Here is a 17,369-nt window from a genome sequence, read left to right as displayed (position 1 = left end):
CCAAACGTATTTGCTGCGTTTTTGATTTTTATCTTTCGATGGATGGTTTCCGGGAGGGGAGTATGTCGAACTTTGTTGTTGTCGGTGGTGGTGCTGCGGGTCTAGAAATGGTCACGCGTTTAGCGAGTAGTTTTGCAGGCAAATCTGACCATACCGTTACTTTGGTTGAGCCATCTTCTCATCACTTATGGAAACCAAGGCTGCATGAGATTGCGGCGGGCACGTTTGATAATGAGCTCGATTCGGTTGCGTTTCGTCTTCATGCTGCTTGCCACGGTTACCAATATGTTCAAGCGCGCATGTCAGGCTTAGACCGTGCGAACAAAACCATCACTGTGAGTACTGAGTTTTCACCAGAGCAGACCGGGCTATCGCAGCAGTTAACACTGGATTACGATTACCTCGTGATTGCCGTTGGTGCTATCAGTAACGATTTCAAAATTCCGGGCGTGAGCGATCATTGCTTATTCTTAGATTCCGCTTCTCAAGCAGAAAAAGCGTGGGAACAGATGAAGCAAATGCTAGCAAATGGTGGTTCACATCGTGTTTCTATCGTGGGTGCCGGCGCAACTGGTGTTGAGTTAGCGGCTGAATGGGCGAAAGTCAGCAAGCAATTAAACCGCTACCAAAATGATACTCAACTTTCCATTACGCTCATCGAAGCGGCGGATCGTGTGCTACCTGCAAGTGCTGAGTGCATGTCTGCCAAGGTACTGAAGAAACTACAAAAGCAAGGCGTTAATGTTCGCTTAAACACCAAAGTTCAACGTGCAGAAGCAGACCGTATCGTGACGGAAAATGAAGTCATTCTTGCCGATCTGCAAATTTGGGCAGCAGGGATTCGATGTCCAGATTGGATAGCGAATCTCGATGGTCTAGAAAGTAACCGCATTAACCAACTTAAAGTGCTGCCAACACTGCAAACTACTCTCGATGATAGCGTGTTTGTTATTGGTGATAGTGCTGAATGCCCACAAGAAGATGGAAACATTGTGCCGCCACGAGCGCAAGCTGCCAATCAAGCTGCCACACATTTGGCGAAGCAATTTAAACGCTTAGTGAAAGGCAAAGAGTTAAAACCGTTTGTGTTCAAAGACGGTGGGATGGTCGTCGCGCTTGGACATGACTACGCGGTTGGCGCATTGATGAATGACAAAGTCGTATTGCGTGGACGCTACGTTCGCCGCTTGTACGACACGATCTTTAGGCTGCATCAGCGCGTTATTTTCGGTTGGTTCCGCGTGTCGGCTTTGGTAGTGCTTAAACGCGTAAAAGGTTTATTGAACCCATATTACAAAGGCTCTTGGTCTTAATCCAAGCCGTGACTCTTCGATTCCATTTTTTCATTTTTATCGAGCGCCCAAATCATCAGGATTTGTGGCGCTAGGTGTTTTTTATGCGTCATTTGCAACTCTCTTTGCCCGTTCAACTTCTTATTTCTGCCCTACTTGCGTGGAGTGGGGCTCAAGCCATCCTTCTTCTTATGGACCATGGGCTGGTCGAAAAATCGCTTTTACTGTCGGGTGATTACTACCAAATTTTAATGTTGGGCAAAACGGTCTATCTCGGCTTACTGAAAATGGTAGTGGGTTTGATGGTGCTGTTTTCTCTTGTCGAAGGCATCACCAATATTGGTTCAACCGTTCGTCTTAAAGCTCTGGGTGGGCGAACACTGCTTTTCTACAGTTTCACCACCTTAATTGCCATTAGTTTAGGGCTTGGTGCGTCGTTAGCATTGCCTGCATGGGAACCACTTAATCAAAGCGTTTCTGTGGGTAGTAATGTTCATTTGATTGACGAGCAAGGTGCTGGTGGTGCCGCCATACTCACCAACCTTGTCAAGATGGCGATGGTGAATCCATTTGCTGCACTGGCGAATGGTAACTTGCTGGCGATCGTGGTTTTCTCCTTTATGGCAGGCGTTGCGATTTTGCTTTCTGTTCCATCGGGTCATCCGTTGCTAGCGGTGATTTCGGGGCTGAACAAAAGTGTCAACACCATGATTCGAGGCATCCTTAAGCTGTCTCCGATTGCTATTTTTGCGATCGTGTTTGATATTACGCTGATCTCAAGTGGGAATCTGATTCAGCAACTTGCGTTGTTTGCGTTACTGGTGTTTGTGCTCACGATGGTGCACGGGCTAGTGGTATTACCGACGATTGCTAAGGTAATGACCGGGATTTCTCCAGTTGCACTGTTTAAAGCGATTTCAGCCCCATTAGCCATGGCGTTCGCAACGTCATCAAGTGCGGCGGCGCTGCCTTTGGCAAAACAAAGTGCGGAAGATAATTTAGATGTCGCGCCAGAAGTCAGCAGTATGGTGCTGCCGCTCGGCTCTGTAATGAATATGGACGGCACCGCGTTATTTGAGGGTGTCGCTGCAATTTTCCTAGCACAGTTGTTCGGGGTGGATTTGAGTACCACAGGGTTGGTGATGATCTTTATCATGGCCATGGTCTCTTCCGTTGGTGCGCCAGGCATGCCTTCGGGCTCCATGTCGGGTATGCAGTTAGTACTACTAGCTGCGGGTATTCCATTGGAAGCGATAGCCATTTTATTAGTGATAGAAAGGCCGTTGGATACGTTCCGCACCGCCGTCAATGTGGAAGGGGATTTGATTGCGACGCTTGTCATTGACCGTTGGCAAAAGAAACAAGCTGGTGATGTTTTTGACCAACATACAGCGGCTTCGGTGAGCTAACCCTAACACCAAGTCGGTTCTTCTTTAATATCGAGCTTGAAAAAAGGAGTGACATTGTGCGTCACTCCTTAGTTCCTATTAGGGATTTAGTGTTATATCTGAACCCGTCATCATTACCACGAAAAGGTTTGGATGACGTTGTCTTTTGCCATTGGGTTAGACGCAATCGCGTGATTGATGTTTCTTAGAAAATCGTCGCGAGAATCCAACAGCCAGCCTTTTTGAGGAACGATGTTGTTGCCATGGTCGCCCCAGTAAAAAGTATCAATGTTCAGGTTTTCAAGCAGGTATTTTTCCTCTTCCAACACCTGCAGTTGTGTCGGCATAATGAACTCACCATTCTTCACTTCCTGCTCCATCACCGTTCCCGGTTGAATCGCAAGTGCCATTGGGGCAATTTGCTCAGGATTCATTTGGTTCAAAATATCGGTTGTGGCGATGATGTGCTCTTTTGAACGCTCACGCCCACCAAGTCCAAAGATGAAAGAGAGCAATACTTCGATGCCAGCTTCTTTCGCCATTGCCATACCTTCAATGGCTTGTTCTGGTGACATGCGCTTTTTGATGCGCTCTAGAACAATTCGATCACCCGATTCAAGACCGGAATACGCCATATCAAGTCCAGCATCTTTGAGCTCTTTTAGCTCTGCAATGGTTTTACGGCGGAAATCGTTCATGCCACTGTAAAGTGAAGTCTTTTTGCACTCAGGGAACGTGGAGCGCAGTTTGTCGAAGATCTTGAGCAAGTAATCCGTACGTGCTGCCATGACGTTACCGTCGATTAGAAAGATCGACTCTACGTGTGGGTAGATAAGGCGCGCTTCCTCAATATCTTTAAACACATCCTCAATGGGACGCACTTTAAAGCGCTTATCATCAAACATGCTACAAAACGTGCACGTATTGATGCTACAGCCCAGTGTAGTTTGGATAAGAATGCTGCGGTATTCCGGCCATGGTCGGTAAACTTTGCCCTCATAGTTCATAAATGGATCTCCAGTTAAAGGCGGGATGATTCAGTGCCATCGCTCGCTAAAGACAGTGGGGATAAGCGCAATATAATGTCGCCTTATTCCCGATGACCGAAGATTAACAATATTGGTAATTGTTGATAATTGGTGTTTTTATCGAATGAGTTTTTAGATTTTATTGATAATTAGAGGCAGGGATTTTGTTGGAATGCAGATAAAAAACACCCAGCCGAAGCTAGGTGCTTGAACAAAAATAGCAATATTTATTTTGGCTTGAGTTAGACAAGCTTCGCAATCACAGTTTCAATGGCATCAACCACTTGCTGTGACTTTGGCTCGTTTAAGGCGTCACGATGAGGTGCCGCAAAAGCTTCAATGTCGTTATCGAAGTAAGCGCCATGTGCTTGTGCAAACTCATCCGATAGTGCGGCACGAATTAAAATGTCAGCACCCAAGCGAATATCGCCGCCAGCAATGCCGTAAGCGTCTTTTACCATCTTGCTACCAAGCAGAGACTTTGGGTTGACTGATACAACCATAGGACCGACGTTTTTCAACTTTAATCCCATCACGCGTGACCACATGGTAAGTGCCAGTTTGCTTTGTGCATAAGCTTCACCGTCTGACAACGGTTTGTCACCCATTAATGCATCAATGCTAACAGGAGCTTGCGCAGCAGAAGACAAGTTCACTACACGCCCTGTATTGCCAAGCAACGGAAGTAACTCTTTTGTCAGTAGGTAAGGCGCAATGGTGTTGACTGCAAAACGCACATCTAGGTTATCTTGAGTTCTTGCGTTTGGTGTTGCGTATACGCCAGCGTTATTGATGATGACGTCCAGCTTGCCAAAGCGCTCTGCTATTTCTGCAACCATCTGTTTCACGGCGCGTGGAGAAGACAAATCCGCAACAATACTTTCGACTTTACCTGCGTTTATCTCAATCAAGCTCTGTTCTACGTTTTGGACTTTTTCTTGGTTACGACCGTGCACGATCACATGATGCCCGTCAGCCACTAACATTTTCGCTGTTTCTAAACCAATGCCGTCTGTAGAGCCTGTGATCAGGATGATTTTTTGCATAGCTGAGATTCCTTATGAATTCGATATGAAACAATCATAGTGGCATCTTCCGCATTAGACTATTGAGGGCGTTGGGGAAACACTTTATAGGAAAAATTGAAAATCAATCTATTGGTGTTTTTGTGGGCGAATCGACGAATTCACCCCCTTTGAAATGCTATGGTTATTTTAAGCGTTGCTTAAGATTTGAGCAGCTTGTTTAACTTAAAATATACTCAGCCAAAGAGGTCTCTATGTTAGGTGAAAATCACTCATTAACTCATGAATTCCCAGAACATTTGGATACCATCACTCAACTGACAGCTAACGACTCCGCGTTTGCTGAAAACGCTAAAAACTACAACACGCTCGACAAAGAAATCCGTGAACTCGAATTGCGAGGAAACCCAATCGACGACCATGAAATGAACACTTTAAAACACAACCGTGCAGAACTAAAAGACTGGCTTTATTCAAAAATAATGAGCGCATAATCCTTCAAGTGCTTCATCAATGGCGGCTCGAATCTTCGAGCCGTTTTCGTATCTGCAAGATGGGTTGTTAGCTTAAGCACGCTATTCCACGGGTAGATGCCCAGTCTTCACCCAGATCACCGTTTCTTGTTCCACAAAAGGAAAGTGCTCACTCATGTGCGGACTGCGCAACCATGTGTGAGTTGGATACTCACCAAATTCGTCTCTAAACTCGCCCGACAATACAAAGATCTCTTCGCCACCAAAGTGACGGTGTGGCTGGAATCTTTCGTCTTTTGGCCACTTTACCAGCGCCACATGTTCGTGTTTGAAATCGTGCAATGGCATCACCTGCAATCCGCCAATACCCGGCAGCCAATCTGTTTGATGAGTATGAATTCGTACCGTTTCAATATCGCTTGGATCAAACTGGTTGAGTTTTACCAAGATTACACAGCCTTCACGACTAAAAGGCGCGTGTTGGCTGCCCGGAGGGTTGCGTATATAAGTTCCGGCAGGGTAGTCGCCATGTTCATCGGAAAACACCCCCTCAAGCACTAGGATTTCTTCCCCATACGGATGAGGGTGGGTAGCAAACGCTGAGTTTGGCTCGTACTTCACTATGCTGGTGGTATGTCCTGACTCTTTAGCTTCACGCTCTAACGGTTTACGCCACACGCCAACAGCAGGGCTAGCGATCCATTCCTGTTCTGCGGTTTTAATCACCAAGCGTTGTGAAAAATCCATGTTTAACATAGTTGCTTCCTGTATTTGTTTATATCCAGTACGTATATCCAAGCATCTTGGCGTCATCTGGGTAATAGAGCGATTCTAGTCGCTTTCGCGTGTTTGCCAACCAGGAGTTTTCACAAGGTTAGGTATGGATTTTTCGAGTGATACGGAGGGATTGCCGGTTAACCTTATGATTATTATTGATAATTTACACATAAGTTAATTTTACAAATTGTTACATGCTTCGCTTTTTTTACCCTTTGTTATGTTATAACATCCGCGAAATATTGAATGGTGTTATAACATAACAAAATAAGGAAAAACGTAGTGAATAAGAAATTGGTCTCTTTAGCGGTTGGTAGCTTGTTTGTTTCCCCAGTTTTTGCCGATGCGCTTTCGAACCCTCAGATTGGCGTAGTGCTAGACGGTTACTATCAAGATGGCCAACGTCATAACTCAGAGCGTGAAGAAGGTTTTGGTCTTGGTCACACTGAGTTGAACATGTCTGCAAACATTGATGACAAATTCCACGGTGCGCTAACAGCAGTATTAGAAAGCCATGGCAATGAAACAGAATTGATGCTTGAAGAAGCTTTTGTCGAGACACTGGCACTTCCATACGGTCTCAATGTTCGTGCTGGTCGATTCCTGTCTGATTTTGGTCACCTGAACAATCAACACATGCACACCGACAGTTTTGTGGAGCGTCCGATTGCTTACCGCACATTCCTAGGCTCGCACTACTACGATGATGGTGTACGCGTAAACATTGTGTTGCCAACGGATCTGTACGTGAAATTTGGCGTTGAAGCATTGAGTGGTAGCAAGATGTCTTCTGTTGAAGAAGGCTCCAAAGTAGGCGTTTACACCTCTACGCTGAAACTAGGTAATGATTTCTCTGAGTCGTCTAGCTGGCAGTTTGGTTTAAGCTACCTGCGTAACGAAAACGGGAAAGTGAAAGAGTTCGAAGATCACGACCACGGTCATGGTCACGAAGAGGAGCATGGTCACGACCATAATCATAGTGCAGCAGTTACTGGTGCAAACCTTTACGGTGCAGATTTCGTATGGAAATGGGCTCCAGATGGTAATTACAAATACAGCAACTTGACACTATCAGCGGAATACATGTTGTTGGACGGCGTGGTAGACAGCAAGTTTAAAGATGATGCGGAGTCGCCAGATAACCTAAGCGCATACTACGTATCAGGTGTTTACCGATTTAACCCAAGCTGGTCAGCAGGTCTACGTTACGGTGAAGCAGAAAGCTACGATGGTCATGCTCACGGCGACCATATGCACTTCACTGCACTGAATGATAAAGAGATGGATGCGATGATCGCGTGGGATTCTTCTCACTTTGGTACTATCCGTGCGCAATACACTCGTATCGATAACCAAGACAGCGAAACAGATAACGTATTTACTCTGCAATACGTTATGACATTTGGAGCGCACGGTGCACATGCGTTCTAAGCTGACACTGACTCAATGCAGTTTAGCGATGATGGCGGCGGGGGCTGCCATCATCTCTTCGCCTGCTTTGGCTCTCAACATCTTCGTTTGTGAGCCAGAATGGAAAGCCTTGTTCGAAAGCCACGCACCAGAAGCCACCATCTATTCTGCGACCACAGCAAAGCAAGATCCGCATTACGTCCAAGCTCGCCCTTCTCTAATTGCTAAGATGCGCCAAGCTGATATGGCAATGTGTTCCGGCGCCGAGTTGGAAGTAGGGTGGCTACCCATGTTGCAAGTACGCAGTAGCAATGCTGCGGTACAAAACGGCGCACCGAGTATGATTTACGCAACGGATTTCGTTCGAATGTTAGATACTCATGACCACGTCGACCGTAGCATGGGGGACATCCACGCCCATGGCAATCCGCACGTGCAGTTTGCAGCCAACGATATGATTCCACTCTCACATGCGATCACCGAGCGTTTGAAAACCATCGATCCAGATAATGCGCAAACGTACCAGTTTAATGGCATGAAGTTTCGTGCGCATTGGCGTAAAAAACTCAATGAATGGAATGAAAAAGCCGCGCCATTAAAAGGGAAGCAAGTGGTGGGATATCATGCGACTTATCGTTATTTGTACGATTGGCTTGGCATGGAGCAAATTGCTGACTTAGAACCAAAACCGGGTATCTCGCCAACCACATCTCACCTGCAATCACTCACCAAGTTAGATGCCAATAGTTTTGATGCGATTGTTTACTCATCTCACCAAGACCAGCGTCCAGCAAATTGGTTACAGCAGCATACAAACAAACCTGTGATTCAACTGCCACTGACGGTTTCTAAAGGTGAAAGCTTGGATGAAATGTACGATCAAGTTATCGACGATTTATTGGACGTGCTCGTGCAGCCCATTCCGGTGAAGATCTAAACCATGGCTGAGTATGCATGGTTATTGCCAGCGGTGTTGTGCGGCTTAATTGCTCTGGCTGGCAATGTGGTTCTTGGGCAACAAGTTCTCAATCGACAGATCATCTTTATTGATTTGGCGGTGGCACAAGTTGCCGCTTTGGGAGCTGCGCTCAGCCATTATTGGTTGAACCAATACGCACTGTTTTCAGGCTCCTTCTTTGGTGAGATGGTTGGTCCTTGGGTGATGTCGTTATTGCTTTGCGGTCTGATCGCCGTAATGGAGAAGCGATACCAACAGCATTTAGAGCCGATGATCGGCAGCCTGTTTGTAGTATCCGCATCGCTGGCGATTTTGCTCGTGAGCAAAGACCCACATGGCGGTGACTTCATTCAAGGCATACTTAATGGTCAGTTGTTGTGGGCAACGTGGGCGGACGTTTGGCCTTTGGCTTTGATAACCGCGGCGATGCTGCTGTTGGTATGGTTCAAGCCTGAGTTTATGCTGGGCAGTGGCTTCTATCTTATCTTTGCTATCTTGATGCCGATTACGGTCAAGCTCACGGGGATTTACTTAGAATTTGCGTTGTTGGTGATTCCGGCTTTGTGCGCCGCAGCATTGAAAGGGATTCGGTTCTTTATTGCGAGTATCAGCATTGGTATTGTCGGAATACTATCGGGCATTGCTGTTTCGGCTCGTTACGATTTACCAAGCGGGGCGAGTATTGTCATCACCTTGTTTATCGCAGGTATGTTGTTCAATCTTTTGCTGCAACCTTGGTTGCTCAAATCGCAATCTGCTTGCAAAGGTCAAGAGCATATCGCGCAATGATAAAAAGGCTCCGCATTCACGGAGCCTTTTGTTTAGCACTGCTTTTTCTTATTAGTAACGCTTGATCAGTCTTCGTTTATAGACCAATTAGCCACTCTATCTGTTTCTATTTTAGCAAGATTTGAAAATAGGGAGAATTTGAGGCTGAATCGAATCTGTCAAAGTGTTATCCAACGCAGGGAATAATTGATTGATTCCGGTTTCCGATAAGCCCAACCACGCCATCAAACTTGCATGCAATTGATCTGAAGAAATAGTGGGAATAACACGCCCACGAGAAAGCAAATACGGACTATGTTCAGATAAATCCGGGTACTCACCCACAATTGCTTTTCCTGCTACACCACCGCCCATGACTAAGGCGTGACTTGCCCAGCCGTGATCCGTGCCATCGGTGCCGTTTGGAATCAGAGTTCGACCAAACTCAGAGTGAGTAAATGTCGTCACTTGCTCAAACAACCCATTGTTTTGTAATGCTAATTGGAACGCTGCCATTGCTTCTGCCAACTCTTGCAACAAGCCAGTTTGACGGCTGATTTGTGCTGAGTGAGTATCAAACCCTCCCAACTTACAACTGAAGTACTGAGCAGGATGTTGGAATTGATCTTTATGCAGAATCAGCTTGAACACCGCTTTCAATTGCTTACCGATTCGTGTCTCAGGGAAAGCATCGGTGATCTCGGAATTCAGAATCGAACTAAACTGTTCATACATTCTGGTGGAATCTACCGCGACACCTGCGTAATGCGATTGAAAAATATTGTTGTAACTGCCGGCACTTTGCAGTTGATCGAACAAGTCGCGTGAACGTTGATCATTAAAAATATCGCTTGGAGGTTGAGATCCCACCGAGTTGGATTGTGCTTCAATACAATTTGTCCACACCTGTGTACCGCCAATATCAAACATTGGCGATAGTTCGTTTAGATTGCGCAGCATGGTACCTAGCTCGGTGGATGTCTTTGCACCAAAGCCTTCTTTCGATAAAGACTTGGTCGCATGAGACTGAACCATGGTGGATTGATGCGAGTGGCTGAACAGATGCGCTGGTCGCGTACTTTCGCCATATATCACGTTGTTTACGCGTTGAGTCAGTGGTCCTAGGTTAATCACAGGTACAAGGTTCGCGCTGTCCCAGTAAGGTTTGAGCGCCGCCATGGCAGGGTTGAGCGCCAGCTTTGCCGTGTCGTTCACGGCATCTAGGTAAATACACGTAGTTTCATCCAAAGCCAAATTGCCACGTAGGGCGCGATATTGAGCGTTGGCATTGGCTGCCGTTGGAATAAGCATGTTGTAGCCATCATTACCGCCTGCAAGGTCAATGCCGACAACGGCGCGATATTCGTTTTGGCATTGATTAAACGAGTCAGCAAAGGCAGGAAATGCCGCTAGGTTCAGCGCAGAAATACCCACACCAGCGGAACTTGCTTGTAAAAATCGACGTCGAGTTAAGTTCATGATGTTTACCCCTGTGTGATGAATTCTGGTGAAAGCAGTGCGTTCATGACGAGATTCTTAATCTCTTTGCGCCATTCCGGTTTGCGTCCCGGACACTGAGCGAGGTAATCGAGATAGCATTGGCGCGCTTGCTCACTCATTTGAAAAGCGAACAAATGCTCATTGAGGTAATCAACAACCCCTTCATCATCAAACGCAAGGTAACGGATGAACAAGGTTTCATCCATGTACCAATCTTTGTTTTCCTGTTCGAAGCGAGCAATCAACTCACGGAACTGAATCCCGTATTGGTAAATGTCATGCCATTGATACACATTAAACTCGGGTGCCACCAAACCATTAAAATCAGGATGATTTGGCGCGTCATCAGGTTGATAGTAATAAAACACAGATGGGGCAGATAAAGGCAGCGTTCGACTATACCAATTGAATTGTTTTGGCCACATCATCACACCGTCACGACGCTTCACTTGCAGAGCGCGCATCGCATGAGTAAAGACAGATAGCGGGTCACGCAATTTGCCCACTGAGTTACCAGAACGCAGGGCGTCTTTGTCAGTTAAAATCGCAACTACTAGAGTTTGCATGTCGCCATCAGAGCGTTTAAATGCCCGGCGGACACGGCGAATGTAGCCCGCTCTCGGGTTACTGGTCACAAGCTTATTGATGAAGAACTTAGTTACAAAAGTGTAGAGTGTGTTCTGCTTCATCAAATGCTCAATCACTGCTTCCAGCTCATCCTCTGCACCCACACCGGCGGGGAAGGTTTTACCAAGAATACGTTTTTCGCCCATGTCATGCTCGCCGCGTGGCAACATCGGTTGGCTGTATTTGTCATTACCGCGGATATCAATGAACTTCCAGCCGGTAAACACGCGGGCCAGTTGTTCAATATCTACTTGGGTGTAAGATGCCATTTCGTTACCTTCGGCATCCAAACGGACTTCACCGTTATTGCGCAGCTTGACAGGACCAAGAGTGAATAACTGCAACAGCTCTCGCGCGTAGTTTTCATCTGGTGCAGTGAGCTCATTAGAAACGTTGTTTACAAAGGTTAGGTATTCGCCCATGATTGGCGATTTCGATACAAAGCGAATCACATCACGGAAGTTCGCAAAAGCGTTATCGAGCAGCCCATCGAAGTAATTACACATGTAACGACGCTTAGACGCTGCACTAAATGCTGGGTCTTTTACGCTCACGACAAACAGTTGAGAAAGGGTATAACCGATGCGTTGACGCAGAATATCGTTGCCTTCCACCGTCATGCGCGTCCAACTGCTGGCGTAATACAAGCCCTGTCCTAAGTCGGGAACATTCAACTCATCTTGTTCAAAGTGAGTAAGCCAAGATGAAGAAGGGATAAGTGTTTGTTGAGCGACCCAGTTTTCAATGCTTCCTGATTGAACGAGGTCATTAATGTCACGTTGGGATGGCCCAAATGTGCACTGTTGCAGCGTTCTTGCTGCATCTATGTAAGCCTGATTCATTTTATCTCCCGTAGGTATTGTTATCTTTGTCAGGTGAGGCGTCTTTCTCGCATCCATGTTTAAAAGCACGCTGTATCTTTAAAATCGTAATCCAGATTTTTGATAACAAGAATGTAATACCCACAGGTTTATTGTGACTTTGCTGCATAATCTAAGAATTAAATGGGTGAGCTTTAAGTGAAAGGCTGCTTATTCAACAAAAAGCGCATTTGTTGCGCAGCAACATCGATAGAACAGTGACGGAAACGCATTATTTGGCAAACCATCATCAAGATGTCTTGATTAGTTCACATCCGACTCCCAGACTGTTTCTATAGTTTATGAAAGACCCTGCGTACGAGAAGCACAGCTATAACGCGACTAAGCATAAAAACAACAAACCTAGGGATAACAGCGAATTTGTAATCTCAACATTTAAGGAAGACCAAGATGAAACCGGAAAAAGTAGCAGTAGTCACTGGTGCGGCTCGTGGTATTGGCCAAGCTATTTGTGAGCAATTACTGGAGGATGGATTCCACGTAGTCGGGCTGGACATATCGCCTGTGGAATGGAGCCAGTCAGCGCAGTTAAGCAGTTATCAAGTCAATTTGTGCGATGCCACAACCGTTCGCGAAGTGGTAGATAGTATCGTAAAACAGCATGGCAGAATCGATGCGCTGGTTAATAACGCCGGCATTACTCGTGATGCATTGCTGCCAGACATGCTAGAGCAAGATTGGGACAGCGTTATCGACGTGAACTTAAAAGCCGTATTCTTACTAACTCAACGTGTTGCTCCTGTCATGCTAGAGCAGGGGGAGGGCAGTATTGTAAGTATTTCTTCTATCGTGGGAACGGATGGCAATATCGGTCAGAGCAACTATGGCGCAAGTAAAGGCGGCGTTATTTCAATGAGCAAAGGCTGGGCGAAAGAGCTATCGAGAAAGGGGGCACAGATCCGCGTCAATTGTGTCGCGCCAGGTTTTATCGCCACCGACATGACCAAAAACCTACCAGAAAAAGTCATTGAAATGATGGAAGGCAAAACCCCATTAGGTCGAATGGGGTCAGTACAAGACATCGCTAATGGTGTGTCCTTCCTCACCTCCGACAAGAGCGCTTACATTACAGGACAAGTGCTCAAGATTGACGGTGGTTTAGTGCTTTAACCAACGAACTAAACCTCAAATAACAAACGCCCTTCATCTGAGTGAAGGGCGTTTTTGTTGGATAGAGTCAACTTAGTTATTGGAACCCGTTTTCCATAAAAACAGGTTGAAGCTGTTAATCATAAAAACGCTTAATAGCTTCATTGACGCCTCGATATAAACGATTGAGCATTTTATTGAAGATACCTCTAATGGTTTTAAAGGTTAAATCTTTAACAATTGAACTAGCTGAACCAGCAAATACCAACATATGACCCAACAAGCCTTTTACTTGTGATGCTGCAGTTTTTCCGGCTTCTGTTATTTTAACCAAAGTTTGAGCGATAAAATCATATAAAGTCGCTCCACTGCTGATGGCAGCTTGAGCGACCACTGCAGTATAATAACCTGCGTCTTTAAGAAGCGTTAGTAGAGCGGCGCTTAATCGGTCAGTCCAGTAATTATTGTAACTAGCTTGGTTGCGCTTATCATAATCTAGCCGTACAGGGGAAAGATAATCACTAGCAGTTTTTTGCAATGTTCCCCAATCTTCTTTTTTTGCTGTAGCAAGATACCCCGGAATAGCACCTGCTTCAGGATCCATACCATGAGCGCTAGGGCAGATTCCCTGTCCACCATCGAGTCGGAACTCAAAGCCTTTATACGGAGAATGAACAAAGGGCCAAAGAGGCACTTTAGGCACGACATCTGCGCCATGAGTGCAGCGATAAATGTTGTTAACTCTATTTGTATTTGCCATAGCAAAACCAGATAGACCTGCACGAGGAGCGCCAAAGGTATATAAGTTCACATTGCTAGCAAGAGAGCTTGTCGCCAACCAGTCGGCAGTAAGCGTGGCTAAGGCACCTCCTAGGCTATGTCCAACACAATGCACGATTCCAGAATTTGAATGTCCGTACCACTCATCAAGAAACTTTTTTAGTTGGGGACGTAATAATGAAAACGTACGTTGAAATCCCGCATGTACTGTCTGTCCATTATCGCTGCCCTTTAAGCCAACTTGAGCGTTAGTCCCCCAATCGTGACCAGAGGTCATTTTTGTACCTCTTATGGCAATGATTGCATCACCTTTGTATCTCTCTTTACCATATCCTAAAGCGGCAAAACCTGTTTCTTTATTGAAAATATAACCACCAGTTTTGCTAGTTGCCCTATGTTGAGTTTCGAAATACTTTTGTATGTAAGGTAAGGGCTCAATTCTTCGTTTGCTTTCACGAATAGAATAGGCAAAGTTAGCTAGCTCAGAGGCTAACCTTGGAGAAAGTGTTGTCATTTTAATCCCTTAAATTAATCCATTAATATTACCGTACTTATCCAAATTTTTTAGCTCATCAAACTCTTCAATGTCTGCGGCTTTTCTTTTTTCAATTTCAGATCGTTTAGGCCATCTGCAAATACTGACTATAGGGTATACAATTACGCCACTGGGGTATTTTGAGTTATACACATAAATCACTTCTTCACTATTCGATAGATCGCAATTTAGAGCAGATAACATCTCTACAAAGTAAGCATTATGTTTAACTCCTCGAGAGTTCGCATCCCAAAGGTAGACTTCATCATCTTCTACCTTGTTTTGATCATCATCGTCAATACGAATTCCCTGCCAGATAACATTGGTAGCAAAGGGATTGTCGGCATGGCGTGATTGCATGGTTAACTCAGGAAAACTAAAGCGTCCCTCGCTGTCAGTTGTCGTGTAATCATGTATTTCACCATCAGTAACATCGATAAATTCATAGCTTCTTTTTAATTTAACATCTGGTAAAGGGGAACCATTGTTGGTAAGTTTTCCAGCCACTGGAGGGAAAAGCTGAACTGTTTTCTTTCTAAACATTTTGTTCTCCGAGCCACAAGCTGAAAGTGCAAAAACTAACAGAAAACTAAGGTGCGTTAACGATAGTAAACTTCTAAACATGTTCAACCTGTTGATATGCATGTAGTTTGTATTGGCATGCTATATGCTGAAAACAGAACTGGCAATATTGTCTAAGGCAAGATAGTGATCAATTTGGATTTGTTGTCAAAAATGAGACGTCAATTCCATTGGAGCGGCTTTCTATTATATTTGCCGTTAACAAGAATATTGCTTTTTTCAATAGTATATTAGACTGAAATTTCCTTAGATGTGTTATTCGACAGCTTATGGATAGAAGTTATTTGTTGTTAATATCCTCAAATGATTATATCCAACAATGAGTTTAGTTAAGCTTAAAAAACTTAAAACGATTAATAGCTCCATTGACGCCTCGATATAAACGTTTGAGCAATTTTATTGAAGTTATAGCCAAGGTTTTTCTAATTTCCCCATTTTGAGTTTAGAAATGTTTTTGTATGTGAAGTAAGAGCGCAATTCTTCGTTTTTTATTCAATAATAGAATGAGAAAAATTAGTTGGATCAGAGGTTAACCTTGGAGGAAGTATTATCACTTTTATTCCCTAAATTAATCCATTAATATTTCCGTACTTATCCAAATTTTTAAGCTCATCAAACTCTTCAATGTCTGCGGCTTTTCTTTTTTCAATTTCAGATCGTTTAGGCCATCTACAAATGCTGACTATAGGGTATACAATTACGCCACTGGGGTATTTTGAGTTATACACATAAATCACTTCTTCACTATTCGATAGATCGCAATTTAGAGCAGATAACATCTCTACAAAGTAAGCATTATGTGTAACCCCTCGAGAGTTCGCATCCCATAGGTAGACTTCATCATCTTCAGCATTGCTTGGATCATCACTTTCAATACGAATACCTTGCCAGATAACATTGGTAGCAAAGGGATTGTCGGCATGGCGTGATTGCATGGTTAACTCAGGAAAACTAAAGCGTCCCTCACTGTCAGTTGTCGTGTAATCATGTATTTCATCATCGGTAACATCGATAAATTCATAGCTTCTTTTTAATTTAACACCAGGTAAGGGGGAACCATTGTTGGTAAGTTTTCCAGTCACTGGAGGGAACAGCTGAACCGTTTTCTTTCTAAACATTTTGTTCTCCGAGCCAAAAGCTGAAAGTGTAAAAACTAACAGAAAACTGAGGTGTGTTAACGATAGTAAACCTCTAAGCATATCCAAACTATTGATATTCATATGGTTTGTCTCTGGCATGCTATATGCCGAAAACAGAACTGGCAATATTGTCTAAGGCAAGATAGTGATCAATTTGAATTTGTTGTCAAAAATGAGACGTCAGTTCATTGGAGCGGCTTTCTATTATATTTTCCGTTAACAGGAACCTTCATTTTTTCAATAGTATATTAGACTGAAATTTCCTTAGATGCGTTATGCGACAGCCTCTGGACAGAAGTTATTTGTGGTTAGCATCCTCTATTTTTATGCCTAACAATGAGTTTAGTTAAGCTTAAAAAATTAAAAAAATGTCCTTCGCTTAGGTTAAGGGCGTTTTGGTTTCAAGATAAAGGCATAAATATTTGGAGAATTAAGTTGCCAGTTGTTTACTCGGTATAACAAAACGCAATTGGTCTATCCGTAAAGCACAGATGTAATATCCATAAAAAACATGGATTATGCATATGAAAAAATTATCGCTACTCGCTCTGCTTGTTCTCTCTGGCTGTAACCAGCAAAACACCACGCCTTCAGCGCCAAATCACAATAGCCAATATCAGAGTTTTAAAAAAACACCGGAGCTTGCTGAAGAACTTAAAGCTCAGCCTACAATTGATGACCAATTTGCTCTGCTGTATCGAAAATTTGATTACACATTAGACAGAAGCGACTCCCTGACTGGTCGTGATGAAAACAAGGACGGAATACGCGACGATATTGAGGCATTCATCAATGCGTTAGAAGTGTCAGAGCCAGTGCGTAATGCATTGAAGCAAGATGCACGTCAAACTCAGAAAAACCTATATTACGATTGGAGTGAAAAGACTGAGGCTAATATTGACAAAGCCATGGCGATAGGTGACGAATACGATAAAGTCATCGCATGCAAAGATTTTGTGGGTATCCCAGTAGATGATTTAATCGAAACTTCTAAAACAATCAGAGCATTAACATACAATACAAAAGCCAGAACTATGGCTTATCTGGCTTACAATCATTTGCAAGATGGTGCAGTCAGTACATCGCTTCCAGCTGAGGAAAAGTACTGTGAATAAGC

16 protein-coding genes are annotated in these 17,369 nt (G+C 44.3%); 8 read left to right on the top strand and 8 right to left on the bottom strand.

Annotated elements, in window-relative coordinates; translation table 11 throughout:
- Nucleotides 1-62 precede the first annotated feature (62 nt).
- Together OH463_RS16705 and OH463_RS16700 are read left to right on the top strand one after the other, a co-directional pair.
- Complete coding sequence (locus OH463_RS16705) at nt 63-1,313, top strand: NAD(P)/FAD-dependent oxidoreductase (RefSeq protein ID WP_045486460.1); 1,251 nt, start codon at nt 63-65, stop codon at nt 1,311-1,313.
- An 83-nt stretch (nt 1,314-1,396) separates the two neighbouring features.
- The gene (locus tag OH463_RS16700; protein WP_269991735.1) at nt 1,397-2,701 is read left to right on the top strand and encodes a dicarboxylate/amino acid:cation symporter; all 1,305 of its coding nucleotides are present in this window, start codon (nt 1,397-1,399) and stop codon (nt 2,699-2,701) included.
- Between the two features lie 113 nt (nt 2,702-2,814).
- Here the strand turns inward: OH463_RS16700 and OH463_RS16695 are convergent, their stop codons facing one another.
- Complete coding sequence (locus OH463_RS16695; RefSeq protein WP_009700644.1) at nt 2,815-3,687, bottom strand: B12-binding domain-containing radical SAM protein; 873 nt, start codon at nt 3,685-3,687, stop codon at nt 2,815-2,817.
- 263 nt (nt 3,688-3,950) lie between these two features.
- Entirely contained in the window at nt 3,951-4,754 is an 804-nt protein-coding gene (locus OH463_RS16690) for an SDR family NAD(P)-dependent oxidoreductase (RefSeq protein ID WP_005452763.1), read from the bottom strand.
- Nucleotides 4,755-4,987: 233 nt separating this feature from the next.
- Between OH463_RS16690 and OH463_RS16685 the strand changes: the two genes are divergently transcribed.
- Nucleotides 4,988-5,227 (top strand): YdcH family protein, encoded by a 240-nt coding sequence (locus tag OH463_RS16685; protein ID WP_005452761.1) that lies wholly within the window; start codon nt 4,988-4,990, stop codon nt 5,225-5,227.
- 81 nt (nt 5,228-5,308) lie between these two features.
- Here the strand turns inward: OH463_RS16685 and OH463_RS16680 are convergent, their stop codons facing one another.
- Entirely contained in the window at nt 5,309-5,962 is a 654-nt protein-coding gene (locus OH463_RS16680; protein WP_269991730.1) for a cupin domain-containing protein, read from the bottom strand.
- 303 nt (nt 5,963-6,265) lie between these two features.
- On the opposite strand from OH463_RS16680, the gene OH463_RS16675 reads away from it, so the two are divergent.
- The 3 genes from OH463_RS16675 to OH463_RS16665 are packed head-to-tail and all read left to right on the top strand — an operon-like array spanning nt 6,266 to nt 9,140.
- Complete coding sequence (locus OH463_RS16675; RefSeq protein ID WP_269991728.1) at nt 6,266-7,414, top strand: hypothetical protein; 1,149 nt, start codon at nt 6,266-6,268, stop codon at nt 7,412-7,414.
- Complete coding sequence (locus OH463_RS16670; protein WP_005452755.1) at nt 7,404-8,330, top strand: metal ABC transporter solute-binding protein, Zn/Mn family; 927 nt, start codon at nt 7,404-7,406, stop codon at nt 8,328-8,330. Before OH463_RS16675 ends, OH463_RS16670 begins: the two co-directional genes overlap by 11 nt.
- A 3-nt stretch (nt 8,331-8,333) precedes the next feature.
- On the top strand, nt 8,334-9,140 hold the full coding sequence (locus tag OH463_RS16665) for a metal ABC transporter permease (protein ID WP_005452753.1): 807 nt from the start codon (nt 8,334-8,336) through the stop codon (nt 9,138-9,140).
- 111 nt (nt 9,141-9,251) lie between these two features.
- On the opposite strand, the gene OH463_RS16660 is transcribed toward OH463_RS16665, so the two are convergent.
- Nucleotides 9,252-10,598 (bottom strand): DUF1501 domain-containing protein, encoded by a 1,347-nt coding sequence (locus tag OH463_RS16660; RefSeq protein ID WP_269991726.1) that lies wholly within the window; start codon nt 10,596-10,598, stop codon nt 9,252-9,254.
- A gap of 5 nt (nt 10,599-10,603) precedes the next feature.
- On the bottom strand, nt 10,604-12,088 hold the full coding sequence (locus OH463_RS16655; protein ID WP_269991724.1) for a DUF1800 family protein: 1,485 nt from the start codon (nt 12,086-12,088) through the stop codon (nt 10,604-10,606).
- A 429-nt stretch (nt 12,089-12,517) separates the two neighbouring features.
- Between OH463_RS16655 and OH463_RS16650 the strand changes: the two genes are divergently transcribed.
- Nucleotides 12,518-13,237, top strand: a complete 720-nt coding sequence (locus OH463_RS16650; protein ID WP_050903932.1) for a beta-ketoacyl-ACP reductase — start codon at nt 12,518-12,520, stop codon at nt 13,235-13,237.
- A 115-nt stretch (nt 13,238-13,352) separates the two neighbouring features.
- Here the strand turns inward: OH463_RS16650 and OH463_RS16645 are convergent, their stop codons facing one another.
- The 3 genes from OH463_RS16645 to OH463_RS16635 form a co-directional block, all read right to left on the bottom strand.
- Nucleotides 13,353-14,510, bottom strand: coding sequence for a lipase family protein (locus tag OH463_RS16645; RefSeq protein WP_050907470.1), 1,158 nt, complete (start codon nt 14,508-14,510; stop codon nt 13,353-13,355).
- 9 nt (nt 14,511-14,519) lie between these two features.
- Nucleotides 14,520-15,074 (bottom strand): DUF6795 domain-containing protein, encoded by a 555-nt coding sequence (locus tag OH463_RS16640; RefSeq protein WP_050926510.1) that lies wholly within the window; start codon nt 15,072-15,074, stop codon nt 14,520-14,522.
- A 602-nt stretch (nt 15,075-15,676) separates the two neighbouring features.
- On the bottom strand, nt 15,677-16,231 hold the full coding sequence (locus OH463_RS16635; RefSeq protein ID WP_269991717.1) for a carboxypeptidase-like regulatory domain-containing protein: 555 nt from the start codon (nt 16,229-16,231) through the stop codon (nt 15,677-15,679).
- Nucleotides 16,232-16,776: 545 nt separating this feature from the next.
- Between OH463_RS16635 and OH463_RS16630 the strand changes: the two genes are divergently transcribed.
- Complete coding sequence (locus OH463_RS16630; RefSeq protein WP_017818544.1) at nt 16,777-17,367, top strand: hypothetical protein; 591 nt, start codon at nt 16,777-16,779, stop codon at nt 17,365-17,367.
- Nucleotides 17,368-17,369 lie beyond the last annotated feature (2 nt).

Source organism: Vibrio sp. NFR (assembly GCF_027587095.1).
Taxonomy (GTDB): Bacteria; Pseudomonadota; Gammaproteobacteria; order Enterobacterales; family Vibrionaceae; genus Vibrio; species Vibrio harveyi.
The sequence above is the reverse complement of the archived record's forward strand: the minus strand, read 5'-3'. Positions and strand labels throughout refer to the sequence as shown.